The organism is Kribbella sp. NPDC054772, from assembly GCF_053611945.1.
In genome coordinates, this window is the sequence record NZ_JBSHBJ010000002.1 from 344,711 (window position 1) to 369,764 (window position 25,054).

At 69.1% G+C, this 25,054-nt stretch carries 22 protein-coding genes; 3 read left to right on the forward strand and 19 right to left on the reverse strand.

Annotated features, from left to right (window positions below; translation table 11 throughout):
- Genes ACWGID_RS04485 through ACWGID_RS04495 form a run of 3 tightly spaced genes read right to left on the reverse strand, consistent with a single transcriptional unit; the run spans position 1 to position 1,972 of the window.
- Complete coding sequence (locus tag ACWGID_RS04485; RefSeq protein ID WP_452194693.1) at positions 1 to 909, reverse strand: RluA family pseudouridine synthase; 909 nt, start codon at positions 907 to 909, stop codon at positions 1 to 3.
- Between the two features lie 14 nt (positions 910 to 923).
- A complete protein-coding gene (gene lspA, locus ACWGID_RS04490) occupies positions 924 to 1,544 on the reverse strand; it encodes a signal peptidase II (protein ID WP_452194362.1) in 621 nt (206 codons plus the stop codon).
- Positions 1,517 to 1,972: a TraR/DksA family transcriptional regulator gene (locus ACWGID_RS04495; RefSeq protein ID WP_452194364.1), complete on the reverse strand. Its 456-nt coding sequence runs from the start codon at positions 1,970 to 1,972 to the stop codon at positions 1,517 to 1,519. The genes lspA and ACWGID_RS04495 overlap by 28 nt, the downstream gene beginning before the upstream one ends.
- Here ACWGID_RS04495 and ACWGID_RS04500 point away from each other — a divergent pair.
- Complete coding sequence (locus ACWGID_RS04500; protein ID WP_452194366.1) at positions 1,971 to 2,240, forward strand: hypothetical protein; 270 nt, start codon at positions 1,971 to 1,973, stop codon at positions 2,238 to 2,240. The genes ACWGID_RS04495 and ACWGID_RS04500 overlap by 2 nt on opposite strands.
- 519 nt (positions 2,241 to 2,759) lie before the next feature.
- Entirely contained in the window at positions 2,760 to 5,915 is a 3,156-nt protein-coding gene (gene ileS / locus ACWGID_RS04505) for an isoleucine--tRNA ligase (RefSeq protein WP_452194368.1), read from the forward strand.
- 198 nt (positions 5,916 to 6,113) lie between these two features.
- Here the strand turns inward: ileS and ACWGID_RS04510 are convergent, their stop codons facing one another.
- The 6 genes from ACWGID_RS04510 to ACWGID_RS04535 all read right to left on the reverse strand — a co-directional run bounded on the left by ACWGID_RS04510 (position 6,114) and on the right by ACWGID_RS04535 (position 10,479).
- Positions 6,114 to 6,866, reverse strand: coding sequence for a DivIVA domain-containing protein (locus ACWGID_RS04510; protein ID WP_387772877.1), 753 nt, complete (start codon positions 6,864 to 6,866; stop codon positions 6,114 to 6,116).
- A gap of 195 nt (positions 6,867 to 7,061) precedes the next feature.
- Positions 7,062 to 7,370 (reverse strand): YggT family protein, encoded by a 309-nt coding sequence (locus tag ACWGID_RS04515; RefSeq protein WP_452194371.1) that lies wholly within the window; start codon positions 7,368 to 7,370, stop codon positions 7,062 to 7,064.
- 50 nt (positions 7,371 to 7,420) lie between these two features.
- Positions 7,421 to 7,978 (reverse strand): cell division protein SepF, encoded by a 558-nt coding sequence (locus ACWGID_RS04520; protein ID WP_452194372.1) that lies wholly within the window; start codon positions 7,976 to 7,978, stop codon positions 7,421 to 7,423.
- A 69-nt stretch (positions 7,979 to 8,047) separates the two neighbouring features.
- Complete coding sequence (locus ACWGID_RS04525) at positions 8,048 to 8,761, reverse strand: YggS family pyridoxal phosphate-dependent enzyme (RefSeq protein WP_452194374.1); 714 nt, start codon at positions 8,759 to 8,761, stop codon at positions 8,048 to 8,050.
- On the reverse strand, positions 8,758 to 9,486 hold the full coding sequence (pgeF, locus tag ACWGID_RS04530; RefSeq protein WP_452194376.1) for a peptidoglycan editing factor PgeF: 729 nt from the start codon (positions 9,484 to 9,486) through the stop codon (positions 8,758 to 8,760). Before pgeF ends, ACWGID_RS04525 begins: the two co-directional genes overlap by 4 nt.
- A gap of 9 nt (positions 9,487 to 9,495) precedes the next feature.
- Positions 9,496 to 10,479 (reverse strand): S41 family peptidase, encoded by a 984-nt coding sequence (locus ACWGID_RS04535; RefSeq protein WP_452194378.1) that lies wholly within the window; start codon positions 10,477 to 10,479, stop codon positions 9,496 to 9,498.
- A 57-nt stretch (positions 10,480 to 10,536) separates the two neighbouring features.
- Here ACWGID_RS04535 and ACWGID_RS04540 point away from each other — a divergent pair, with 57 nt between their 5' ends.
- The gene (locus tag ACWGID_RS04540) at positions 10,537 to 11,055 is read left to right on the forward strand and encodes an ArsR/SmtB family transcription factor (protein ID WP_452194380.1); all 519 of its coding nucleotides are present in this window, start codon (positions 10,537 to 10,539) and stop codon (positions 11,053 to 11,055) included.
- 79 nt (positions 11,056 to 11,134) lie between these two features.
- Here the strand turns inward: ACWGID_RS04540 and ftsZ are convergent, their stop codons facing one another.
- The 10 genes from ftsZ to ACWGID_RS04590 form a co-directional block, all read right to left on the reverse strand.
- On the reverse strand, positions 11,135 to 12,688 hold the full coding sequence (ftsZ, locus tag ACWGID_RS04545; RefSeq protein ID WP_452194382.1) for a cell division protein FtsZ: 1,554 nt from the start codon (positions 12,686 to 12,688) through the stop codon (positions 11,135 to 11,137).
- A gap of 161 nt (positions 12,689 to 12,849) precedes the next feature.
- Positions 12,850 to 13,590: a cell division protein FtsQ/DivIB gene (locus ACWGID_RS04550; RefSeq protein ID WP_452194384.1), complete on the reverse strand. Its 741-nt coding sequence runs from the start codon at positions 13,588 to 13,590 to the stop codon at positions 12,850 to 12,852.
- Between the two features lie 18 nt (positions 13,591 to 13,608).
- Positions 13,609 to 15,069, reverse strand: coding sequence for a UDP-N-acetylmuramate--L-alanine ligase (gene murC / locus ACWGID_RS04555; RefSeq protein ID WP_452194385.1), 1,461 nt, complete (start codon positions 15,067 to 15,069; stop codon positions 13,609 to 13,611).
- The gene (gene murG / locus ACWGID_RS04560) at positions 15,066 to 16,154 is read right to left on the reverse strand and encodes an undecaprenyldiphospho-muramoylpentapeptide beta-N-acetylglucosaminyltransferase (RefSeq protein WP_452194387.1); all 1,089 of its coding nucleotides are present in this window, start codon (positions 16,152 to 16,154) and stop codon (positions 15,066 to 15,068) included. The genes murC and murG overlap by 4 nt, the downstream gene beginning before the upstream one ends.
- 22 nt (positions 16,155 to 16,176) lie before the next feature.
- A complete protein-coding gene (gene ftsW, locus ACWGID_RS04565) occupies positions 16,177 to 17,427 on the reverse strand; it encodes a putative lipid II flippase FtsW (RefSeq protein WP_452194388.1) in 1,251 nt (416 codons plus the stop codon).
- A 176-nt stretch (positions 17,428 to 17,603) separates the two neighbouring features.
- Positions 17,604 to 19,043, reverse strand: a complete 1,440-nt coding sequence (gene murD, locus ACWGID_RS04570; protein WP_452194389.1) for a UDP-N-acetylmuramoyl-L-alanine--D-glutamate ligase — start codon at positions 19,041 to 19,043, stop codon at positions 17,604 to 17,606.
- On the reverse strand, positions 19,040 to 20,092 hold the full coding sequence (gene mraY / locus ACWGID_RS04575; RefSeq protein ID WP_452194695.1) for a phospho-N-acetylmuramoyl-pentapeptide-transferase: 1,053 nt from the start codon (positions 20,090 to 20,092) through the stop codon (positions 19,040 to 19,042). The genes murD and mraY overlap by 4 nt, the downstream gene beginning before the upstream one ends.
- Before the next feature lie 29 nt (positions 20,093 to 20,121).
- Positions 20,122 to 21,513, reverse strand: a complete 1,392-nt coding sequence (locus tag ACWGID_RS04580; protein ID WP_452194391.1) for a UDP-N-acetylmuramoyl-tripeptide--D-alanyl-D-alanine ligase — start codon at positions 21,511 to 21,513, stop codon at positions 20,122 to 20,124.
- The gene (locus tag ACWGID_RS04585; protein WP_452194393.1) at positions 21,510 to 23,036 is read right to left on the reverse strand and encodes a UDP-N-acetylmuramoyl-L-alanyl-D-glutamate--2,6-diaminopimelate ligase; all 1,527 of its coding nucleotides are present in this window, start codon (positions 23,034 to 23,036) and stop codon (positions 21,510 to 21,512) included. The genes ACWGID_RS04580 and ACWGID_RS04585 overlap by 4 nt, the downstream gene beginning before the upstream one ends.
- Before the next feature lie 65 nt (positions 23,037 to 23,101).
- Positions 23,102 to 24,985, reverse strand: a complete 1,884-nt coding sequence (locus ACWGID_RS04590) for a peptidoglycan D,D-transpeptidase FtsI family protein (RefSeq protein WP_452194395.1) — start codon at positions 24,983 to 24,985, stop codon at positions 23,102 to 23,104.
- Positions 24,986 to 25,054 lie beyond the last annotated feature (69 nt).

Consider the following 25,054-nt stretch of genomic DNA (forward strand, 5'->3'; position numbering starts at 1 on the left):
TCACTGGGTGTCGACCAGGAGGTCGAGGGCGTGGTCCAGGTCATCGGGGTACTGCGAGGTGAACTCGACGTACTCGCCGCTGCCCGGATGGGTGAAGCCGAGGCGCATCGCGTGCAGCCATTGGCGGATCAGGCCGAGGCGCTCGGCGAGGACCGGGTCGGCACCGTACGTGAGGTCGCCGCAGCACGGATGGCCGATCGCGGACATGTGGACCCGGATCTGGTGCGTGCGGCCGGTCTCGAGGGTGATCTCCAGCAGGGTCGCGTACCGGAACGCCTCGAGGGTCTCGTAGTGCGTCACGCTCGGCTTGCCGCCGGCCACCACGCCGAACTTGTAGTCGTGGTGCGGGTGCCGGTCGATCGGCGCGTCCACGGTGCCGGTGAACGGATCGGGATGCCCCTGCACCAGCGCGTGGTAGATCTTGCGCACCGTGCGCTCCTTGAAGGCGCGCTTCAGCACGGTGTACGCGTACTCCGTCTTCGCGACCACCATGAGTCCCGACGTACCGACGTCGAGGCGGTGCACGATGCCCTTGCGCTCGGCCGCTCCGCTGGTCGAGATGTTGAAACCGGCGCCGGCCAGGTGCCCGATCACGGTCGGGCCCGTCCACCCGGGTGACGGGTGTGCGGCGACACCGACCGGCTTGTCCACCACCACGATCTCGTCGTCGTCGTACACGATCCGCAGGTTGTCCACGGTCTCCGGTACGACGGTCACCTCGGACGGCGGCGGTGGCAGCTCGACATCGAGCAGTACGCCGGCCGCGACGCGGGACGACTTCGGCGCCGGGACCCCGTCCACCTGGACGAGCCCGGACTCGATCAGCTCGGCCGCTTTGGTCCGGGAAACGCCGAACAGGCGCGACAGCGCCGCGTCCAACCGCTCCCCCGCCAGACCGTCCGGCACCATCACGGTCCGTGAGCTCACTTGCGCTGCTCCCGGGTCCCGTCCAGCTTGACGCCGCGCAGCGTCTGGATCACCAGCAGGATCGCGGCCGACGTCACGGCCATGTCCGCGACGTTGAAGATCGCCCAGTGCGGGGTCTGGAGGAAGTCCACCACGTGCCCGTGGAACGGCGACGGCTCGCGGAAGATCCGGTCCAGGATGTTCCCGACCGCGCCGCCGAACAGCAGCCCGAACGCGACCGACCAGCCGGCCGACCCGAGCCGCCGGGACAGGTAGACGACGCCGAGCGCGACGATGATCTGGATCGCGCTGATGTACGGCGTGTAACCGGCCCCGAGGCTGAACGCGGCGCCCGAATTCCGGATCAGGGTGAACTTCAGCAGCGAACCGACCACGTTGACCGACTCACCCGGGGTCAGATGGGCCAGCGCCAGCGCCTTGGTCAGCTGGTCCAGGAACAACACCACCAGCCCGACCCCGCCGAACAGCGCGGTCCACTTCCAGGACCGGCCGGCAATGGGCGTCGGGGACGACGGAGAACCGGCCGACTTGTCGTCGACCGGTTCCGGGGTGGCTGTGTCGCCCGCCTCGGGAGACGGGGCGGGGTCGTTCAGCGGCGTTCCTGGCGTTCTTTGCATGAGACACACAGTGTCGCACGCGGGAACGCCTGCAGCCGACCCTTGCCGATCGGGTTGCCGCAGCTGTCACAGACGCCGTACGTGCCGTCGTCGATCCGGGACAGCGCGAACTCGATCTGGTTCAGCATGTCCCGCGCGTTGTTCGCCAGCGACAGCTCGTGGTAGCGCTCCAGGGTGGTGGAACCGACGTCCGCCTGGTCGTTGCCGGCGCCGTCGCTCCCGTCCCTGAACAGGCCCGCGATCTCCTGCTCGGCGTCGCGGATCTCCTCCTTGAGGTGCTCGACCTCACCCTCCAGTTCCGTGCGCAGCTCGGCGAGCTCGGCAGCGGTCCACGGATCCTCGCCCGGCTTCACCTTGAAGGTCTCGGCCGTATGGGCCGCGGACTTGCCCGGCGCCGTCGCCGGAGTCCTGTTCTCGTTCGTCTTCATGGCCACCCTCTTCGTCGGAGCTTGCTTGGCAGGGGTCTTCTTGGCCGGAGCCTTCTTCGCCGCGGTGGTCGCAGCGGACTTCTTCACCGCGGGGGTTTTCTTGGCCGGCGTGGTCTTCGCCGGGCTTTTCCGGGTCGCGGTCTTCTGGACCGGCTCGGATTTCTTGGCGGCACTCTTCTTGGCGGCGTTCTTCGTGGCCGCGGCGGAGCGTTGGGGGGCGGATTTCCTGGGTGCCGATGTAGCCATGATCAGCTACCCCCTGCCTTAGTCGGAGACTGAAGCGGACTGGTCGCAAGACAGTAGGCCAGGTACCCCCGGCGTACCAGTCCGACGCGCAGACCGTGGACATACGGTAGTCGGTTCTTCAAGTCCGCTCGATGTTCAGCGCGTCACAACCGTATTGCGGACATCACTGTCCGTAACAATCCCCAGGTCAGTCGCACGGCCTCCCGGACCGCAGCAGAATTCTCATCCCCGATACCTCGCTTGACCACTGGATTAATTCTCCCCCACACCCGAGCGGTCTGTTCGTCCTGACGATTCGTAGTCACCTGGTACGACGCCGTACACTGACAACCGCGAACCGCAGAGGCAACGATGGGGCCATCACCCCGGAGCCGCCGGAAGAACAGTCCGTAAGGACCTATTAGAACCGGCAGCGACGCGTGAAGGAAGTGGGTGACCGCACGGATGGTCACCAAGGAGGGTGGTACCGCGCGGTAACCAGCTCGGTCTGGGTACTTCGTCCCTCGTCAGCACCAGCTCTGGCGACGAAGGACACGGAACGATGGCGGCAGCGAACACCCCGCAAACTCCCTGGCGGCAGGTCCCGGCCCAGGTCGACTTCCCCGCGCTCGAGCGGGAGGTGCTCACCTACTGGGACGAGCACGACACCTTCGCGAAGAGTCTCGACCAGTCCGCCGGCGGCAAGCCGTGGACGTTCTTCGAGGGCCCGCCGACCGCGAACGGCATGCCGGGCACCCACCACATCGAGGCCCGCGTCTTCAAGGACGTGTTCCCGCGCTACCGGACCATGAAGGGCTTCTGGGTCGAGCGCAAGGCCGGTTGGGACTGCCACGGCCTCCCGGTCGAGGTCGCGGTCGAGAAGGAGCTCGGCTTCAACGGCAAGAACGACATCGAGGCCTACGGGATCGCCGAGTTCAACGCCAAGTGCCGCGAGTCGGTGCTGCGCAACGTCGACGCGTTCAACGAGCTGACCACCCGGATGGGCTACTGGGTCGATCTCGACCACCCGTACAAGACGATGGACCCGGAGTACGTCCAATCGGTCTGGTGGTCGCTCAAGCAGATCCACGACAAGGGCCTGCTGGTCGAGGACTACCGCATCACGCCGTACTGCCCGCGCTGTGGCACCGGCCTGTCCGACCACGAGCTCGCCCAGGGGTACGAGACGGTCGTGGACCCCTCGGTCTACGTCCGCTTCCCGCTGACGTCCGGCCCGCTGGCCGGCAAGGCGTCGCTGCTGGTCTGGACGACGACGCCGTGGACGCTGGTCTCCAACACCGCGGTCGCCGTGCACCCCGACGTCGAGTACGTCGTCGCCACGGACGGCACCGAGTCGCTGGTCGTCGCCGAGCCGCTGCTGGACAAGCTCGGCGAGGGCTGGACGGTCACCGAGCGGTACACCGGTCGTGACATGGAGCGCTGGAACTACCAGCGCCCGTTCGAGCTGGTCGAGTTCCCCGAGCCGGCGCACTACGTCGTACTGGCGGACTACGTGACCACCGAGGACGGGTCCGGTCTGGTGCACCAGGCCCCGGCGTTCGGTGCCGACGACCTCACGGTCTGCCGGGCGTACGGGCTGCCGGTGGTGAACCCGGTCGACAACGACGGTCACTTCGCCGCGGACGTCCCGCTGGTCGGCGGGCAGTTCTTCAAGAAGGCCGACGAGGACCTGGTCGCGGACCTGCGTGACCGCGGGCTGCTGTTCAAGCACGTGCCGTACGAGCACCCGTACCCGCACTGCTGGCGCTGCCACACTCCGGTGATGTACTACGCACTCCCGTCCTGGTACATCCGCACCACTCAGGTGAAGGACGCCCTGCTCCGCGAGAACGAGAAGACCAACTGGTACCCGGACTCGGTGAAGTGGGGGCGGTACGGCGACTGGCTGCGCAACAACATCGACTGGGCCGTCTCGCGCTCCCGCTACTGGGGTACGCCGCTGCCGATCTGGCGCTGCGCCGACGACCACCAGGTGTGTGTCGGCTCACTGACCGAGCTCGGTGAACTGGCCGGCCGCGACGTGAGCGCCACCGACCCGCACCGGCCGTACGTCGACGACATCACCTTCGACTGCCCGACCTGCGGCGCGGAGGCCCGCCGGGTTCCCGAGGTGATCGACGCCTGGTACGACTCGGGCTCGATGCCGTTCGCGCAGTGGGGTTACCCGTGGGCGGAGGGCTCGAAGGAGAAGTTCGAGCAGACCTACCCGGCGGACTTCATCTCCGAGGCGATCGACCAGACCCGCGGCTGGTTCTACACGCTGATGGCGGTCGGCACGCTGGTGTTCGACGAGTCGTCGTACCGCAACGTCGTCTGCCTCGGGCACATCCTGGCCGAGGACGGCCGGAAGATGTCGAAGCACCTGGGCAACATCCTCGAGCCGATCCCGTTGATGGACAACCACAGCGCGGACGCGGTGCGCTGGTTCATGGCCGCGTCCGGTTCGCCGTGGAAGGCGCGCGGCATCGGGCCGAACGTGCTGAACGAGATCGTCCGCAAGGTGCTCATCACCTACTGGAACACGGTCGCGTTCCACTCCCTGTACGCGCGGCTGGCCGACTGGTCCCCCGCGGACGCCCCGGCCGTCGCCGAGCGCTCGGTGCTGGACCGTTGGCTGGTCAGCGAGACGCACCGACTGGTCCGCGACACCGACGAGGCGTATGCGGCGTACGACACCCAGCGGCTCGGATCGCTGATCAACTCGTTCGTCGACGTGCTCTCGAACTGGTACGTCCGCCGCTCGCGCCGCCGGTTCTGGTCCGGTGACGCCGGCGCACTGGCCACGTTGCACGAGACGCTCGACGTACTCACCCGGGTGCTGGCCCCGCTGATGCCGTTCGTCACCGAGCGTGTCTGGCAGGACGTGTTCCGCCCCGTCACACCGGGCTTGCCCGAATCGGTCCACCTGACCAGCTTCCCGACGTACGACGAGACGGTGATCGACGACGTACTGGCGCAGCACGTGTCGATGGCGCGCCGGGTCGTCGAGCTCGGCCGGTCGGCGCGGGCCGAGGCGAAGGTGAAGACGCGGCAGCCGCTGGCCCGGGCGCTGGTCGGGTCGGCCGCGATCGCGGACCTGTCCCCCGAGCTGCTGCGGGAGATCGCCGAGGAGCTCAACGTCGGCGCGGTCGAGCCGCTGTCCGCGGCCGGCGCGGACCTGGTCGAGTTCTCTGCCAAGGGCAACTTCCGGGAGCTGGGCAAGCGGTTCGCCAAGCAGACGCCGGTGGTCGCGGCCGCGATCGCTGCGGCGGACGCGGGCGCGCTCGCGGTCGAACTGAAGGAGACCGGGACGGCGAGTGTCGTCGTCGACGGCGAGGACGTTCGGGTCAGCGAGGCCGAGGTGCTGCTGTCCGAGCGGCCGAAGGAAGGCTGGTCGGTGGTCAACGAGCAGGGTGAGACCGTTGCCCTCGACCTCGAAGTGACCCCGGAGCTGAAGCAGGCCGGTCTGGCCCGCGAGGTGGTCCGGACGTTGCAGGAGGCCCGGAAGTCCGCCGGACTCGAGGTGTCGGACCGGATCCGGGTCTGGCTGACCTCGACCGACGCCGAGCTGACCGATGCGCTGGGCAAGCATGCGGACGAGATCGCCCGCGAGGTGCTCGCCGTGGAGCTGACCCAGTCGGCCCCGTCCGAGTCGGCCGATGTTGCCACCGGCACCGAAGAGGACCTGCAGCTCAGCTACTGGCTGACGAAGGCCTGACCCGCACCCGCTGGCCCCTCCCCGTCAGATGACGCGCGGAGGGGCCGGCGGCGGGCGGCGTTCACATTTCCGGGCTGGTGGAGCGCCTCGGTCTGGGTTCTGACTGCGAGTCACCGTCGAGGGACCCTGTGTCAGAAGTGTCCAGACATGGCGAAGAGGCGGTGCCGCCGGAAAGCACCGCCTCTTCTACGAGGTTTTTTAGACGCCGTGGCCGTGAGCCTGGGCGCGGGCCTCCGGGCGGAAGCCGTTGCGCGGGCTCAGCGTGTCGTCGCCGTTGCCGAGCGCCTTCAGCTGCTCGGTGAAGTACGTCTTCAGGCGGCTGCGGTACTCCCGCTCGTACGCGTGCAGGTCGTCGATCGTGCGCTCGAGCTGGCCCTTCTGCTTCTCCAGGGTGCCGAGCATCTGCGCGCGCCGCTCGGCGATCTCGCCGTCGAGCTTCTCGGCGCGGGCGCGGGCCTCACCGGTCATCCGGTCGGCCTTGCCGCGAGCCTCGTTCTCCAGCCGCTCCGCCTTGGCGCGGGCCTCGCCGATGATCTTGTCGGCGGTGTCCTTCGCCTCCTGGACCAGGTCGTCGGAGTGCTTGGTGGCCATCTCCAGCAGGCGCACGGCCGAGCTGGACGCGTCGCCGACCGTGCCGGCCGCCGCAGCCGCACCTGGGACCGCCACCGGCGGCTTCGGCTCCTCCGGCTTCTCGACGACGACCGGGGGCTTCGGCTGCTGCACGACAGGCGGCAGCGCGGCGGTCTGGTCGACGACCGGCCGCTGCTGGTCCGCACCCGCGCGCTGCGCCGCCGCGAGCTTGGCCCGCAGCTCCTCGTTCTCGGCGAGAAGTCGCTCGAGCTCGGCCTCGACCTCGTCGAGGAAGGAGTCGACCTCAGTGACGTCGTAGCCCTCCCGTAGTCGGACGGGCGTGAATTGCTTCGAGCGGACGTCATCCGGCGTCAGCGGCATCTTTCACCTCGTTTGTCTGTGTCTTGGCGGAGTCCCCGTGGCCTGCGCCTTGGCGACTCAGTAGATCACGTTATCGCTTCGTTGTCTTATGACGGAATCGGGGCGGGCGAGAACGCCTCTGCACCCGTTCGGCGCCCCGTGCTACGGCCCCGAGTTTCCGTGACTCTTCCTACCCAGTCAGCGCTGTGCTCACCCTCACAACAACGACCGGATGGCCGTCGAGTTGATGGACATCGCCACCGAGACGATGACGAAGAGCATCAGCATGGACAGGTCGATCCGCACCCCACCGGCCCCGATCGGGGGCAGGATCCGCCGCAACGGCTTCAGGAACGGGTCGGTGATCGAGTAGATCAGTTCGAAGAACAGCAGCAGTGGGCCTTTGGGATGCCACTGCGGGGCGAACATGACGATCAGACTGAGAACGAACCTCGCCACCAGCACCAGGAAGAAGGCGAGCAGGACCCAGCTGAGGACACCGAGGACGATCGCGAGAACATTCATGTCGTCAATGAGTGTAGAAGACGGCGCAACGCGGGCAACCAACCAGAGCCTCAGCTCTGGTTGTAGAACCCGTCCGCGGCGATCTTCTCCTTCTCCTCGGCGGCGACCGTGACGTTCGGCGGGCAGACCAGGAACACCTTGGTGGTGATCCGCTCGATGGAACCCCGGCAGCAGAAGATCAGCCCGGCGGCGAAGTCCACCAGCCGCTTGGCGTCGGAGTGGTCCATCTCGGTCAGGTTCATGATGACGGGCGTGCCGTCGCGGAAGTGCTCACCGATGACGCGCGCCTCGTTGTAGCTGCGCGGGTGCACGGTGGTGATGCGGGCCAACTCGGTAACCTCCGGGGACGGCGCGACCCCGCGCCGGTCTGGGAACTTGCTGACCGTGGCACCACTCGGCTCGGGGCGCTCCTCGCGGTGCTCCCGGGTCTCGCGGCTCTCCCGGCCGGCGGGTACCGGCTCGGTCTCCTGGGAGTCCCCGTCGACGGTTTCGTCGGCGTACTCGTCGTCGTACTCGTCGTCGTAGGTGTCGTCATAGCGGGCGTTGTAGCGCTCCCCGTCCTCGACCAAGCCGAGGTACACACCCATCTTGCGCAGTGCGCCGCTCATGGCCCCTCAGCACCTCGATCCGGTTCGACGACAACAGTGAGCAGGAAAGAAACCTGCTCGATGTCGACACTAGCCCAGCGGAGGGCGCGTACCGAGTAATGCGCGCCCGAGCCGAACGTGTGTCGCACCCTGCTTGATCGCGGCCTCCAGATCACCGGTCATCCCGGCCGAGATCCAGTCCGCACCAGGGTGTTCGGAGCGTAGCCGGGACGCTACTTCGCGCAGTCCCGCGAAGGCCGTTTCCGGGTCCGAACCAAGGGGTGCGACGGCCATCACGCCGCCGAGCTCCAGCCCGTCGGCGGCAGCGATCGCGGCGGCCAGTTCCGGTACGTCGGACGGCGCGACGCCACCGCGACTCGCGCCGGTCGCCGCGTCCGCGGGTCCGTACGCAGCGAGGCTCACCTGGATCAGGCAGCGCAGCGACTTCTCCTCGGCGACCGCCGCCTTCGACAACGCCTCGACGAGTGACGAGCGGTCGACGGAGTGCACGGCCGAGGCATATCTCACGACAGAGCGGGACTTCTTCGACTGCAGCTGCCCGACGAAGTGCCAGGTGAGGTCGGGACAGTCCGGCGCCTTCGCCTTGAGCTCCTGCTCGCGGTTCTCACCGACATCCCGGACCCCGAGGCCCGCCAGCGCCCGTACGTCGCTGATGGGGAAGGTTTTGGTGATCGCCACGAGGGTCACCTCCTCCGGCGCCCTCCCGGCCGCCTGACAAGCCTTCTCGATCCGCTCCCGCACCTGCTCGAGATTGGCCCGCAGTTCGTCGTCGCGCGCCGTCATCGCGCGGCCAGCTTGATGAGGCCCGCCATCCGGCCGCTCTCCGGACCTTCGCGACGGTAGGAGTACAGGTTCTCCGACTCGATCGTGCAGGCCGTCGCGTCGACCACCTCGACGTCGAGCTCGGCCAGCTGCGCCTTCACACCGGCGGCGACGTCGATCGCGGGCGTTCCCCAGGTCGTCTCGGAGTACGACGCCGGCACCTGTTCCGCGACTTCGGCCCGCATCTGCTCGGGGACCTCGTAACACTTCCCACACGCATACGGCCCGAGTACGGCGGTGATCTCCGACGCACCGAGTTCGCGCATCGCCTCGACGGTCGCCGGGACGATGCCGACGTACATCCCCTTGCGGCCGGAGTGTGCGGCACCGATCACACCGTCGGCGTACAGCACGACCGGCAGGCAGTCCGCGGCACGGACCGCCAGGACGACATCGGATCGCGTCGTCACCAGCCCGTCGGCCTTCGGCATCGGCTGGATCGGCAGCGCGTCAGCCGGCCGTACGACGTGGACGTCGCGACCGTGCACCTGGCTGACCCGGACGACCGCTTCGGGCTGCACCTCGAAGGACTCCGCGACCAGCTTGAAGTTGGCCGTGACTCCGTGGGCGTCCGGACCCAATGCGCTGCCCAGGTTCAGCTCGCCGTACGGCGGTTGGCTCGCACCACCGAAGCGATCGGTGAAGGCGAAGCGAACACCCTGGCGAACCTCGTCGTAGCCGAACACGACTGAAGATTACCCAGCGGCGACCGCGGCGCCCAGCACCGTCCGCGCCTCGTCCGTCACACCGTTCCGTTCCGGATCCGGCGGCAGCGCCAGCACGTGCTCGGCGGCTCGGCGGTAGGCCTCGTCAAAGGCACGATCCGCCGGTACGTCGAGATCGGGAACGACGCCGGCGCCCTCCCAGTTGGTCCCCGACACCTGGTTCACCGAACGCGCCACCGGCACGGTCCCCTCGAGTTGCTCGTCCAGCTTGAACCCACGCCGGGGATGCGCGCCGCCGCCGGTCCGCTCCCCCACGATGACCGCCCGCCCGAACTGCTGCAGGTTGTACGTCAACTCCTCGCCACCCGAGAACGTCATCGGGCTCGTCAGCACCCAGATCGGCTTACCACCACCGAACCGCGGGCCCGGCACAGACGGCAATGTCCAGAACTGCCGCGTCGTCCCTTCCGACGGACTGATCAGATCCTGCAGGTGGATCGCTTCGTCGGAGTCCAGCAAATAGCTGCACACAAAGGCGACCTGGTCAGGCGATCCACCCACGCAGCGCCGCAAGTCGAGGAGCAGCGCGTCGGTCGACGCGAGCAACGACATCGCAGCGGTGACCGCCGGACCGGCGAGATGCGGCGGGTAGAGCAACGGCCGGATCTCCAGCAGTCCGACGTTGCCGTCGAGCCGTTCGACGCGCGCCATCCCGCCGGCGTCGAGCGCTGCCCGGCGGCGCCAGTACGCGTCCTCGGCCGCCGGGTCCGTCTCGTCCGGCAGCCCGTCGCGGTGGTACTTGAGCCGCAGGTGTTTGTCGCGATTACCGATCTGCAGGTCGGTCGTGACCCGCTCGGCCAACTCCTCCGGCGCCCGAAGGTCGTCGTACCGGCCCTCGGCGACTGCCGCGGCGAGCCGGGCCGCGACCTCGGCGCCGACCTCGGGGAAGACGTAGTGCTCGGCGACCAGCGCGCCGAGCCGGCCGACGACGGCCCTGATCTGTTCGGTCTCCATGAGCAGGAGTAGAGCACGCGGATTGACAAAGCGTCAAGAATTCTCGACGCTTGATCCATGGAAGAGATCGTCGACCATCTGGAAGTGTCGAGTGCCGCGCAGTTCAAGGCGCTCGGGCACCCGCTACGGCACCGGCTGCTGTTCGCGATCGGGCAGGAAGCGGCCACGATCAGCCAGCTGGCGACAACGCTCGGGACCGCGAAAGGCAACGTCGCCCACCACCTGGGCGTACTGCGTGACGCCGGGATGGTGCACGTCGCCGAGACCCGGCAGGTGCGGGGCGGGACCGAGCAGTACTACCGCCGCTCCGTGCGGCGGTTCGGCTTCGTCGGTGAAGGCGCGCGGGCCAACAACACCGTCGCACTCCAGGCCGTCGCGGCCGAGCTCGAGACGGCGGACGACGACGACCCGCTCTTCACGGTGCGGAACATCCGGCTGACAGCCGCGCAGGCCGAGGAACTGGCCGCCACCCTGGGCCGCATGGTCGACGACCTCACCGACGCCGGCCCGACCGAGTCGCGGTACGGCGTCGTGGTGTCGGTCTACCGCCCCCGCCAGACAGAGCCTCCCGCCTGACCTCGACCACAACGAAGAACACCCACCAACCCTTCGCCGAACCGGCGAGCGGGCTGATGGGTGCTTGAAGCGGACTGACCTACTTGAGGAAGTCGGGGATGTCGAGGTCTTCCTCGGGCTCCTGCTTCTTCGGCCGGTTCGCCTGGCCGGCGCCGGAGGTGTTGCCCGAAGTGTTTCCGGAGTTGTTGCCCGTGGCGTTGCTCGGGCCGTTGGTGGGCCACGAGTGCTGCGTCGACGGCGAGGCCGGGGTGTGCGGGGCCGGCTGCGCCGACTGCTGACCGGACTGCACCGTGCGGACGCCGTCACCGGCCGGCGGCCGGGCGGAGTTGGTGGTGCCGACACCGGGCCGCGGCTCGGTCGGCGCCGGCACCGGGACGGTGTCGTCGGTCGGCGCCGGCGGCGTGGTCGGGGTGCTCTGGTTGCCGGGCGCGGCACCGACCGGCGGGTTCCCGGCCGAGGGCTGAGCGTTCGGCACCTGACTCGGCTGCTGCGTCGGAGCAGGCTGCTGCACCGGCGGCTGGGCCTGGACCGGCGGAGTCTGCGGGGCAGGCTGCGTCGGCTGACCGGCCTGCTGGCCGACCTGCGGTGTCGAGCCACCGGACATCGGGGCCGAGTAGCTGCCCTGCGACGACGGGCGGGACGACTGCGGTCGCGCCTGGTTCATCGCCTGCTCGCGGCGTTTCGGCATCCCGCCGTCGAACCCGGCCGCGATCACCGTGACCCGCACCTCGTCCCCGAGGGCGTCGTCGATCACCGCGCCGAAGATGATGTTCGCGTCCGAGTGCGCGGACTCCGACACCAGCTGGGCCGCCTCGTTGATCTCGAACAGGCCGAGGTCGGAGCCACCGGCGATCGAGAGCAGGACGCCGTGGGCGCCCTCGATACTTGCCTCCAGCAACGGCGACGAGATGGCTGCCTCGGCGGCCGCGACCGCGCGGTCCTCGCCGCGGGACGAGCCGATACCCATCAGCGCGGAGCCGGCGTTCGACATGACCGCCTTGACGTCCGCGAAGTCGACGTTGATCAGACCCGGCGTGGTGATCAGGTCGGTGATCCCGGAAACACCCTGCAGCAGCACCTGATCGGCCTGCTTGAACGCGTCCAGCACGGACACGGCGCGGTCGGAGATGGTCAGCAGCCGGTCGTTCGGGATGACGATCAGCGTGTCCACCTCCTCGCGGAGGGTGCTGATGCCGTCCTCGGCCTGGGTCGCCCGGCGCTTGCCCTCGAAGGAGAACGGCCGAGTCACGACACCGATGGTCAGCGCGCCGAGCGAGCGGGCGATCCGGGCCACGACGGGCGCGCCGCCGGTGCCGGTACCACCGCCCTCGCCGGCCGTGACGAAGACCATGTCGGCGCCCTTCAGCGCCTCCTCGATCTCCTCGGCGTGGTCCTCGGCGGCCTTCTGCCCGATCGCCGGGTTCGCCCCGGCGCCGAGGCCGCGGGTCTCCTCGCGGCCGATGTCGAGCTTCACGTCCGCGTCGCTCATCAGCAACGCCTGGGCGTCGGTGTTGATGGCGATGAACTCAACGCCCTTCAGACCGTGCTCGATCATCCGGTTGACGGCATTCACGCCGCCCCCGCCGATACCTACGACCTTGATGAGTGCCAGGTAGTTCTGCGGTGCCGCCACGTCCGCGCCTCTCGCCTCGTTCGTTTCCCGTTGTCCAGCGAAAAGACTGAACCTCAAGTGGATGCTTAGACTTATGTCAACTTTAGATTACGACGCACGGTACGGGACGCTTCCGGGCAAAGTCCACGCGCCTCGCCGCGCGTCATCCCGGATGTGATCCGTTACCGCTTTTCCCCTTTGGTGACAGGGAGATCGGGCGCCGAGACGTCGTACACCTTCGCCTGCCGCTTCATCAGCACGCTGAGTACGCCGGCCTTGCGCTCGCTGTCATCGGAACTGCCCCACACGACCTTCACCCCGGAGCTGAGGTTCAGGGTGATCGAGTCCGGCGACGCTGCCGAGATCGATCCCACCTGCGCCCGCAACGTCTCCGGGAGCGCCGCCGACACCGTCACCACCGAGTGGATCGTGACGTCGCGACGTACCCCGGTCACCCTCGCCTCCGGCAGCCCGGCCGGCCGGTCCGGCACCGTCCGGTACCTCGTCCCGGTCGCGTCCACCAGCTCGTACCGCGAGCCGTCCGTGACCACCACCACCGGAACCCGCTCGGTGACGACGATCACGATCTTGCGTGGCCACGCCCGGGTCACCTGTGCGTCCGCCACCGCCGGGATGGTGCGCACCCGGTCCGCGATCGACCGCAGGTCGACGTTGACCAGCGGGGTGCCCATCGGCACGGCGGCGGTCTGCTCGATCGTTGCCACCGGCACCGTGTCGGCACCGCTGATCCGGACGCCCGAGACCGCGAAGGCGGAGGAGAAGTAGAACAACCAGACGATCAGCCCGGCCAGCACGACCAGGCCGCCGCCGATGGCCCAGGGCAGCCAGCTGCGCCACCGCACCAGCCGTTGCCGGCGCGCGAACCGCTGCTGTGCCCGAGCCAGATCGACGCTCTGGCTCATTCAACAAACCCCACCCTTTTACTCCACCACAGGAGCGAGCGCGTCCGCGGGAGACTCGCGGGTAGCGGCGCGTTCCGCCAGCAAACCAACAACTTCCGGACCGATCAGTGTCACGTCGCCCGCGCCCAGTGTGACCACCAGATCACCCGGCTCGGCCAGGTCCGCGACCAGCTGCGGTACGGCGGACCACGACGGCTCGAACCGCACCTGCTCGGGCTTCAGCGGCACATGGTTCGCGATCAGCGCCCCCGTGATACCCGGCTCGGGGTCCTCGCGGGCCGCGAAGATGTCCATCACCACGACCTCGTCGGCCAGCGCGAGCGCCTCGGAGAACTCGGTCGCGAAGATCCGGGTCCGGCTGAACAGGTGCGGCTGGAAACAGGCGACCACCCGCCCCTCCCCCGCCACCTGGCGCGCGGCGGTCAGGTCGACCGCCAGCTCGGTCGGGTGGTGCGCGTAGGAGTCGAACACCCGGACGCCGTCCTCGAGCCCCTTGAACTCGAACCGCCGCCCGGTGCCCGTGAACGCCGCCAGCCCCTCGGCCAGGTCGGCCGCGGAGAACCCGAGCCCGAGCCCGACGGCGAGCGCCGCCGACGCGTTCAGCGCGTTGTGCTTGCCCGCCTGCTGCAGGTTCACCACCGGCAGCTTGCGCCCGCGGTACACCGGCACGAAGGACTGCGTCGCCCCGGTCGCGGTGATCTCGGTGACCCGCAGGTCCGCGTCCTCGGCCTCGCCGTACGTCCGGACGTCGATCCCGAGGTCCCGCGCGTACGCCGCCAGTCGCCGCGCGCCCGCGTCGTCCTGGCAGATCACCATGAAGCCGCCCGGCAGGACCCGCCCGCAGAACTCCTCGAACGCCTTCCGGTAGCTGGCCTCGTCGCCGTAGTTGTCCAGGTGGTCCGGCTCGACCGACGTGACGATCGACACCTCGGGCGCATAGGTCAGGAACGACTTGTCCGACTCGTCCGCCTCGGCGACGAACAGGTCGCCGTTGCCGTCGTGGGCGTTCGACCCGGATTCGTTGAGGTTCCCACCGATCGCGTACGACGGGTCCGCGCCGCAGTGCTGCAGCGCGACCGTGAGCATCGACGTGGTGGTGGTCTTGCCGTGCGTCCCGGCGACGGCCAGGGTCCGGCGGCCGACCATCACCGACGCGAGCGCGGCGGCCCGCGGCAGGATCGTGATCCCGGCCGCGCGGGCGGCGACCACCTCGGGGTTGGTCTCGCGGATCGCGGTCGACACCACCACTGTGTCGACGTCCTGCACGTGCTCGGCGGCGTGCCCGACCCAGCAGGTCGCGCCCAGCGCGCGGAGCGCGGCCAGCACCTTGCCGTCCTTGGCGTCCGAGCCGGACACCTCGATCCCGCGCGAGGCCATGATCCGGGCGATCCCGGACATCCCCGCGCCGCCGATTCCTACGAAGTGCACCCGGCCCAGCTTCTCGGCCGGCAGCAGGGTGTCAGGAGCGGTGACGATCACGAAGCAGACCCCACCACATCGAGGATGATCCGCGCCAATCGGTCGTCGGCGTCGGTCCGGATGACGCCGGTCGCAGCTGTGGACATAGCAGTGAGACGCTCGCGGTCGAGCAGAAGTTGGGGCACGTTCGCACGAACCCAGTCGACGGTCAGCGTCGCGTTGTCGATCAGGACGCCGCCGCCCGCGTCGATCACGGGTTTCGCGTTCAGCCGCTGCTCACCGTTACCGATCGGCAGCGGGACGTAGATCGCGGGCAGGCCGACGCCGGACACCTCGGTGACCGTGTTCGCGCCCGAGCGGCAGACCACCAGGTCCGCGGCGGCGTACGCCAGGTCCATCCGGTCGACGTAGTTCAGGACGACGTACGGGTAGCGGCCGGTCTGCGGCACCTCGAGGGTGTTCTTCGGGCCGATCGCGTGCAGCACCTGGATGCCGGCCGCCTGCAGGTCCGCGGCGGCGCCGGAGATTGCCTCGTTGATCCGCTGCGCGCCCTGTGACCCACCGGTCACGAACAGCGTCGGCGCGTCCGGATCGAGGCCGAAGAACTGCCGGGCCTCGGCGCGCAGCGCGGACCGGTCCAGCGTCGAGATCGCCCGCCGGATCGGCAGGCCGACGTACTCGGCGTGCGGCAGCTCGCTGCCCGGGAACGACGTCTTCACGTGCTGCGTGCAGTAGCGGGCGGCGAACTTGTTGGCGATCCCCGGGACCGCGTTGCCCTCGTGCACGACGATCGGGGTCTTGCGCCGCCAGGCGGCGACGTACGCCGGGGTGGACACGTACCCGCCGAAGCCGACCAGGACGTCGGCCTTCGCGTCCTCCAGGGCCTTCCGGGCGGCACTGACCGAGGCCAGCATCTTGCCGGGGACGGCCAGCAGGGCGGGCGTGGGTTTCCGGGGCAGCGGCACCGGCGGGATCAGCTCGAGGCGGTACCCGGCCTCGGGCACCACCCGGGTCTCCAGGCCGCGCTCGGTCCCGAGGGCCAGGATCTCGATGGTCGGGTCGATCCGGCGCAGGGCGTCGGCAGTGGCGATCAGGGGTGAGGTGTGGCCGGCGCTACCGCCACCGGCCAGAACGATGCTGGGCACAGCTTTCAACGCTCCCGCGGGTTCACTTGTACGACATACGCCGCGGAGGCAACCACCCGAACCGGGGCCGCCTGGTCTCTTTCAGGGCGGCCTGCGCGCCGGGCTCGGCCTTCGCGAAGGACAACAGCATGCCGATCGCGATCAGCGTCGGCAGCAGTGCGGAACCACCGTACGACAAAAGCGGGAGCGGGATACCCACGATGGGTAGCAGTCCGATCACGGCGCCCAGGTTGACCAGGGTCTGCGCCATGATCCAGATGGTGATCCCGGCCGCCGCGTAGCGGACGAACGGCTCGGTGTTGCGGGTCGCGATCCGCACCCCGGCGTACGCCATCGTGAGGAACAGGGCGAGCACGGTCAGCGAGCCGACCAGGCCGAGCTCCTCACCGATCACCGAGAAGATGAAGTCGGTGTGCGCCTCCGGCAGGTTGCTCCACTTCTGCCGGCTGTTGCCGATCCCGACGCCCCACCAGCCGCCGGTCGAGAGCGCGTAGAACGAGTGGTACGCCTGCCAGCCGACCGTGGTCGGGTCCGCGAACGGGTCCAGGAACGAGGTGACCCGCTCCATCCGGTACCGCTCCGCGTTCACGAAGTACGTCGCCACCGCGCCGACCACCACGATCGTCGCGACGAACAACCGGGTCGGCGCGCCGACGATCCAGATCATGCCGATCATCACGGCCATCAGGACCAGCGCCGTACCGAGGTCGTGCTGACCGACCACGAGCGCAATCAGCAGACCGCAGACCGGGACCATCGGGACCAGCAGGTGCTTCCACTGGGTGAGCAGCTTCTCCTTGCGCGCGTACAGGTCCGCGCACCACATCACCATCGCCAGCTTGGCGAACTCACTCGGCTGGATCTGCAGCGGTCCGCCGAGGTTCAGCCAGTTGGTGTTGCCGTTCACGCCGACGCCGAGGCCGGGGATGTAGGTGAGCACCAGGAGGAACATCGAGCCGAGCAGCGCGACGTACGCGAGCATCCGGAAGTGCCGGGGCGTCATCCGCGAGGCGACGTACGCCATCGGGAGGCCGACGCCGACCCAGATCAGCTGCCGGATGAAGATCGTGTAGCTGTTCCCGTTCACCCGCAGCGACAGCACGCTGGACGCCGACAGCACCATCATCAGCCCGAGCACCAGCAACAGGCCGGTCGCCCCGAGCACGATGTGGTACGACGTCAGCGGCCGGTCGAGCACGTCCTTGATGGCCGCGATCCACGGGCGCTCACTTGTCTTGTTCTTCTGGTCCGGCTGGTCAGCGATCGACGTCACGCGATCACCTCCGGATCACTGACCGGGGCGTGGCTGATGGTTCCACGCCGTAGCGAGCAGGTGCTCGGCGCGGTGCATCGGCGCGCGGGAGCGAAGGTCTCGATGCGGAGCATCGTGGCCTTTGCTCACGTGCGGCGAGGTGCCGTGCCGAGCGCCGCGCAGTAGGCGTGGAACCATCAGCCACGCCCCAACGAGCGAACGGCTTCGGCGAAAGCGTCCCCACGGGCCCCGTAATTGGCGAACATGTCCCAGGAGGCGCAGCCGGGCGCGAGCAGCACGGTGTCGCCGGCTTGTGCAAGCTTCGTCGCCTCCCCCACCACGATCTCCATGGCTCCAGTGTCCGTTGCGTCAACCACGATCCTCGGCACATCCGGTGCGTGTCGCTCGAGAGCTTCGGCGATCACGTCCTTGTCCTGCCCGAGCAGTACGACGGCCCGCAGCCGTTCCCGGGCGGCGATCACCAGCTCGTCGAACGTCGCGCCCTTGGCCTGACCGCCGGCGATCCAGACCACGTGCTCGTAGGCGAGCAGCGAGGCCTGCGCGGCGTGCGGGTTGGTCGCCTTCGAGTCGTCGACATAGTTGACCCCGGCAACCTCTGCGACGTGCGCGATCCGGTGCTTGTCCGGCCGGAACCCACGCAGCCCGTCGCGGATCGCGGTCGCCGGTACGCCGAACGCTCGGGCCAGTGCCGCCGCGGCCAGCGCGTTCGCCACGTTGTGCGGCGCGGGCGGCGTGATGTCGGACAGGCTCGCGAGCTCCAGCGCCGACGTCTGCCGCTGCTCGATGAACGCTCGGTCGACCAGCAGATCGTCGACCAGACCGACCATCGACAGGCCCGGCGTACCGAGGGTGAAGCCGATCGCGCGGCAGCCCTCGATCACGTCCGCGTCCATCACCAGCTGCTCGGTCGCCGGGTCGGCCACGTTGTACACGCACGCGACCTGGCAGTTCTCGAAGATCCGGCCCTTGTCCTTGGCGTACGCCTCCAGCGACCCGTGCCAGTCGACGTGGTCCGGCGCGATGTTCAGCACCGCGGCCGCGTGCGCCGACATCGAGTGCGTGTAGTGCAGCTGGTAGCTGGACAGCTCGACCGCGATCACGTCGAACGGCTCGGGGTCCATGACGGCCTCGAGCAGCGGCAGGCCGACGTTGCCCGCGGCAACGGCCCGGTGACCGGCGGCCTCCAGGATCGCGGTCAGCATCTGCACCGTCGTGGTCTTGCCGTTGGTCCCGGTGATGCACAGCCACGGAGCGGCGTTGGCCGGGTCGCGCAGTCGCCACGCCAGCTCGATCTCGCTCCAGATCGGTACGCCGCGCTCGGCCGCCTGCGCGAGCAGCGGGGCATGCGGCGGTACGCCGGGCGACGTGACGACGACGTCGACCTCTTTCGGGAGTTCCGCCGTACTGCCCGGGCCGAGCGTGATCGTCGCGCCGAGGGTCTCCAGGATCTGCGCCTTCTCGCGCAACCCCTCGTTGTCCCGGTCGTCGAGTACGACGAGCTGCTCGGCACCGGCCTGCAGCAGCGAGTCGGCGCAGGCGTAGCCCGCCGTACCGAACCCGAGCACCACGAACCGGGTGGTGTCCCAGCCATCGGAGGTGCGCGTTTCGAGGCTCATCCGGTGACCCATTCCGCGTAGAAGATCCCGAGTCCGATCACGACGCACAGGCCCTGGATGATCCAGAACCTGATCACCACGTTGACCTGTTCCCAGCCGAGCATCTCGAAGTGGTGATGCAGTGGTGCCATCCGGAACAGGCGTCTGCCGTGGGTGAGTTTGAAGTAGCCGACCTGCAGGATCACCGACGCGGTGATCAGGACGAACAGCCCACCGAGCAGCAGCACCAGCAGTTCGGTGCGGGTCATCACGGCCATCCCGGCCAGCGCGCCACCGAGGGACAGCGAACCGGTGTCACCCATGAAGATCTTCGCCGGCGACGCGTTCCACCACAGGAAGCCGAACAGCGCCCCGGTCAGACAGGCCGCGACCACGGCCAGATCCCGTGGATCTCGTACTTCGTAGCACTTCGCGCCCACGCCGCGCTCGGTGGCGCAGCTCTGGTTGAACTGCCAGATGCAGATCAGCGTGTAGGCACCGAACACCATCATCGACGCGCCCGTGGCCAGACCGTCCAGGCCGTCGGCGAGGTTCACGCCGTTCGACATGCCGGCGATCAGCAGCAGGATCCAGATGATCACCAGGACGGCCGGCAGCTCCAGCCAGCCGATGTCCCGGATGAACGAGATGAACGGCGACGCCGGCCGTTGCCCGCGGTCGTCGGGGAACTGCAGCGCGAGCACCGCGAAGATCACCGCGACCAGCGTCTGGCCGGCCAGTTTCGCCTTGCTCCGCAGGCCGAGGCTGCGCTGTCGGAAGATCTTGATGAAGTCGTCGAGAAACCCGACCGCACCCATCCCGGCGAACAGGAACAGCACCAGCAGCGCCGAGGCGGTCGGCCCGCTCCCGGCGCCGGTGGTCAGCATCGCGAACAGCTTCGCGGTGAAGTACCCGACGATGGTCGCGACGATGAACACGGTGCCGCCCATCGTCGGCGTACCGCGCTTGGTCTTGTGCGACGTCGGGCCGTCGTCACGGATCTCCTGGCCGTACCCGCGCTTGGCGAGCAGCGTGATCGCCCACCGGGTGCCGAGCAGCGTCAGCACCATCGAGACGGCGCCGCCGAACAGGATCGAGATCACTGCTGTGCCTCCACGAGGGCATCTGCGAGGCTGCGGAGTTTGGCGGCCTTCGAGGACTTCACCAGGACGACGTCACCCGCGCGCAGCTCGGCGCGCAGCAACTCCAGCGCCTCACCGATGGTCTCGAGGTACGTGGACTCGTTGCCCCACGAGCCTTCCAGCGAGGCACCGAGGTGCATCGGTTTCGCGCCCGCGCCGACCACCACCAACCGGTTCACGTCCAGCCGGACGGCCAGCCGGCCGATCGCGTCGTGTTCGTCGGCAGAGGTGTCGCCGAGCTCGAGCATCTCGCCGAGCACCGCCCAGGTCCGCGCGCCGCGGGACCGGCCGATCGCGACCAGCGACTTGAGCGCCGCACGGGTCGAGTCCGGGTTCGCGTTGAACGCGTCGTTGATGATCGTGACGCCGTCGGCGCGCTCGGTCAGCTCCATCCGCGCCGCGGACATCAGGGTGGCGGCGTTCAGACCGTCGGCGATCTGCTCCGGAGTGATACCGACGGCCGCCGCGACCGCCGCGGCGGCCAGCGCGTTCGAGACGAAGTGCTCGCCGATCAGCCGCAACTGGACGGCGCCGCTGAAGCCGCCGAGGTGCAGCGTGAACGCCGGCCGGCCCTCGCCGTCGATCTTCACGTCGGTCGCGCGGACGTCGGCCTCCGGCGCCTCACCGAAGGTCAGCACCTTCTGCTCGGTCCGGCTGCGCATCGCGGCGACCCGATGGTCGTCGGCGTTCAGCACCGCGGTGCCTCCTGCGGCCACGGCCTCGATCATCTCGCCCTTGGCGACGGCGATGTTGTCCTGCGACCCGAACTCGCCGATATGCGAGGTGCCCACGTTCAGCACCAGCCCGACGGTCGGCGGCGTGATCCCGGTCAGGTAGGTGATGTCGCCCCGGTGCCGCGCCCCCATCTCGGCGACCAGGTACTTCGTGCTCGCGGTGGCCTGCAGCGCGGTCAGCGGGTGCCCGATCTCGTTGTTGAACGAGCCCTCCGGTACGACGGTCTCGCCGTACGGGCTGATCAACTGGCCGATCAGGTCCTTGGTGCTCGTCTTGCCGGTCGAACCCGTCAGGCCGATCACGACCAGGTCGGGCAGCCGGCCAACGACGAGCCGGGCGAGGTCGCCGAGGGCCCGCTGCGGGTCGTCGACGACGATGCACGGGCTGCCGTCGACCACACGGGTCGTGAGCGACGCCGTGACGCCTGCCGAGGTCGCCGTACCGACGAAGTCGTGGCCGTCGACGCGCTCACCGGGCAGGGCGACGAACAGTCCCCCGGGTCCGGCCGCACGCGAGTCGATGACTACCGCGCCGTCGACGACAGCCGTGGGCTCGACGCCCACCAGCTCACCGCGGACGGCGTCGGCGATCTCGCCGCAACTGACAGGGATCACCGATCTGCCTCCAACAGCTCACGCACAGTTTCGCGGTCGTCGAACGGGTGGATCACACCGCCGACGTCCTGGCCTGTCTCATGACCCTTCCCGAGGACGACGACCGTGTCGCCCGGGCCGGCCAGCTCGATCGCGGTCGCGATCGCCTGCCGACGGTCACCGATCTCGTGCAGGTCCACGTCCGGCACGGCCTGCCGCGCACCTTCCAGCGCCGCGGCCCGGATCGCCGCCGGGTCCTCGCTGCGCGGGTTGTCGTCGGTGACGATCACGACGTCCGCGGCCCGCGCCGCCTCGGCACCCATCGCCGGCCGCTTGCCGCGATCGCGGTCGCCACCGCACCCGACAACCGCGAACAGCCGGCCCTTGGTGGCGCCGCGCGCGGCGCTCAGCGCCAGCGCGATCGCGTCCGGCGTGTGCGCGTAGTCCACGATCACCGCCAGCCCGTCCTCGCGGGTGAACAGCTCCATCCGCCCCGGCACCGTCGCGGTCCGCAGCCCGGCAGCGATCGCCTCGGCCGGTACGTCGAGCTGTCGCAGCATCGCCGTCGCGAGCAGCGCGTTGGCGACGTTGAAGTCACCCGGCAGCCCGATCTCCACGGTCAGCGTCTCGCCCGGCCCCTCGATGTCCAGCACCGTCGTGCCGTGCTCGGACCGGTGCCGGCTCGCGACGGTCCAGTCGGCAGCACCGGTCGTCGACACGGTGACCAGCGGTACGACGGTCTGCGCGGCGAGCCGGCGCCCGTACTCGTCGTCGATCGTCACCACCGCGACATCGCAGCGCTCCGGGGTGAACAGCGAGGCCTTCGCCTGGAAGTAGTCCTCGAACGTCTTGTGGAAGTCCAGATGGTCCTGGGTGAGGTTCAGGAACCCCGCGACCGCGAACCGGGCCCCGTCGACGCGGCCCAGCGCCAGCGCGTGGCTGGAGACCTCCATCGCACACCACGTGACCGCCTGCTCACGCATCACCGCGAACAGCGCCTGCAGATCGGTGGCTTCCGGAGTGGTCCGGACGCTCTTCACCACCTCGTCACCGACCCGCGTCTGGATCGTCCCGATCAGCGCCGAGCGGCCGAGCTGCCGCAGTACCGCGTCGAGCAGGAAGCTGGTGGTGGTCTTGCCGTTGGTTCCGGTCACGCCGAGCAGCCGCAACGCGCTCGTCGGCTCACCGTAGATCCGGGACGCGACCGCGCCGAGCACACTCCGCGGGTTGTCGACGACCAGCACCGGCAGACCGGTCGCCGCGGCCCGCTCGGCGCCGGCCGGGTCGGTCAGTACGGCGACCGCGCCGGACTGCTGGGCTTTCGCGACGAACTCCGCGCCGTGCGTGACCGCACCGGGCAGAGCGGCGTACAGGTCGCCGGGAAGGACAGAACGCGAGTCGAGGGAGACACCGGTCACGGTCGCCGGCGACGGTGCCGGGACGTGTACATGGGCGACGCTCGCGAGGTCGGCGAGGCTCACCGGCACGACGTGCCGTGGCCTGATCGCTGCGACCGCGCCGCCGGCGGCGGTAGGGGTGGACACGGGCCCTGAGGCTACCGCTCCGGGCCCTGTGACTCCTACCTGCCCCTGCGTCACCAGGCTCTGCCTCACCGGCCCGGGTCTGTCCAGGTGAGCGGGATCTCCGGCTGCTTCGCCCCGGACGGCGGGACGACGTACTTCTGCAGCGCGTAGCTCATCACGTCTCGGAACACCGGTCCTCCTTGCAGGCCACCACCGCGAACGCCGTCGCTCGGGTCGTGCAGTACGACGTACGTAACGAACCGTGGGTTGTCGGCCGGAGCGAATCCGGCAAAAGAAGTCGCCCACTTGCCGTACTTACCCGTCTTCGGGTCGACCTGCTGCGCCGTACCGGTCTTGCCCGCCACCAGGTAGCCGTCGATCGCGGCCTGCGGCGCGGTGCCCTTCTTCGCGGTCACCGCCTCCATCATCGTGGTGACCTCCTTGGCGGCCTGCTCGCTCACCACCCGGCGGCCCGGCGCGACCTGGTTCGGCGTCACGGTGCCGTTCGCGTCGACGTAGTTGCGGACCAGCTTCGGCGGCATGTACACGCCACCGTTCGCGACCGCGTTCACCGCCGCGGTCTCCTGGACGGCGTTCACCGACAGTCCCTGGCCGAACGCGACGTTCGAGCGGGTCAGCTCCGGCCACTCGTCACCCGGCGTCAGCAGGCCCTTGGTCTCGCCCGGGAAGTTCAGGCCGGTCGGCTCCCCGAACCCGAAGTCGTGCAGGTACTTCACGAACTGCGCGATCGGCATCTGCTGCGCGGCCAGGATCGTGCCGACGTTCGACGACTTCGCGATCACCCCGGAGATGGTCAGGTTCATCGTGTCGTGCGACCAGTGGTCCTTGATGATCCGGCGCTGGACGTCGATGCTGCCCGGCACCTTCAGCTTGGTGCCGAGATTGATCTTCCCGGCGTCGGCGAGCGCGGCCATCGTGACCACCTTCTGCACACTGCCCGGCTCGTAGCTGCGCTCCAGCGCGGGGTTGTTCAGGTCCGCGGAGGTGAACTTCTTGTTCGGGTCGAAGCTCGGGTAGTTGGCCATCGCCATCAGCTCGCCGGACTTCGTGTCCATCACGATCACCGTGCCCGAGCTGGCCTTGTACTCCTTCACCGCCTGCTCGATCCGCTTCTCCGCGAAGAACTGCAGGTCGGTGTCCAGGGTCAGTTGCACGCCGACGCCGGGCTTCGGCTCCACGACCGTGTGGTTCGCGTTCGGGATCTTGTTGCCCTTGGCATCGACCTCGTACATCGCGCTGCCGTCCTTGCCGGACAGCTTGCTGTTCAGTCCGTACTCGAGACCGGACAGCGCCTTGCCGTCGCCGCTGGTGACGCCCACCACCGACGCGGCGATGCTGCCGTTCGGGTGGCTGCGGATCGGGTCTTCCTCGGTGTACAGCCCGGTCAGCAGGGGCGCCTGCTGCTCCGTCGGCTTGCCCTTGTTCTGCTCGGCGATCGGGACGTTCGCGGCCTTCATCTCGTTCTGGATCGCGGTCCAGGCCGTCGGGCTGACCTTGCGGGCGACGTACGCGAACCGGCCGGGACCGCTCATCGAGGCGATCAGTTTCGCGGTCGTCGTACCGGGGAGCTTTGGTGCCAGGATCGCGGCGAGCTGCTGCGCCACCGGCTTGGTCTGCTTCGGGTCCGCGGTGATCGCGACCGCGTCCTCGGTGACCGCCAGCTCGACGCCGTTGCGGTCCTCGATGGTGCCGCGGGACGCGTGCAGGGTGTACGTCCGGGCGTTCTCCTTGGTCGCCGCCTGGGCGTAGCTGTCCGGGTCCACGCCCTGGAGCAGCACGAGGCGGCCGGCGAACAGTGACAGGACGAACGCCATCACGCCGAAGGTCATCCGCAGCCGCAGCGCCGGACGCCCCAACCGCAGCATCCGCGGCGGCTTGCGCACCTTCCGCTTCTTGGGCCGAGGAGCCGGCCGATTCTGCGGCGGCCGCTTCGCGGACCCCTTCTTCACGGCCGCCTTCTTCAGGGCCGCCTTCTTCGTCGGCCCCTTCCGCCCGCTACCGGTTCCGACGGCGCGAGC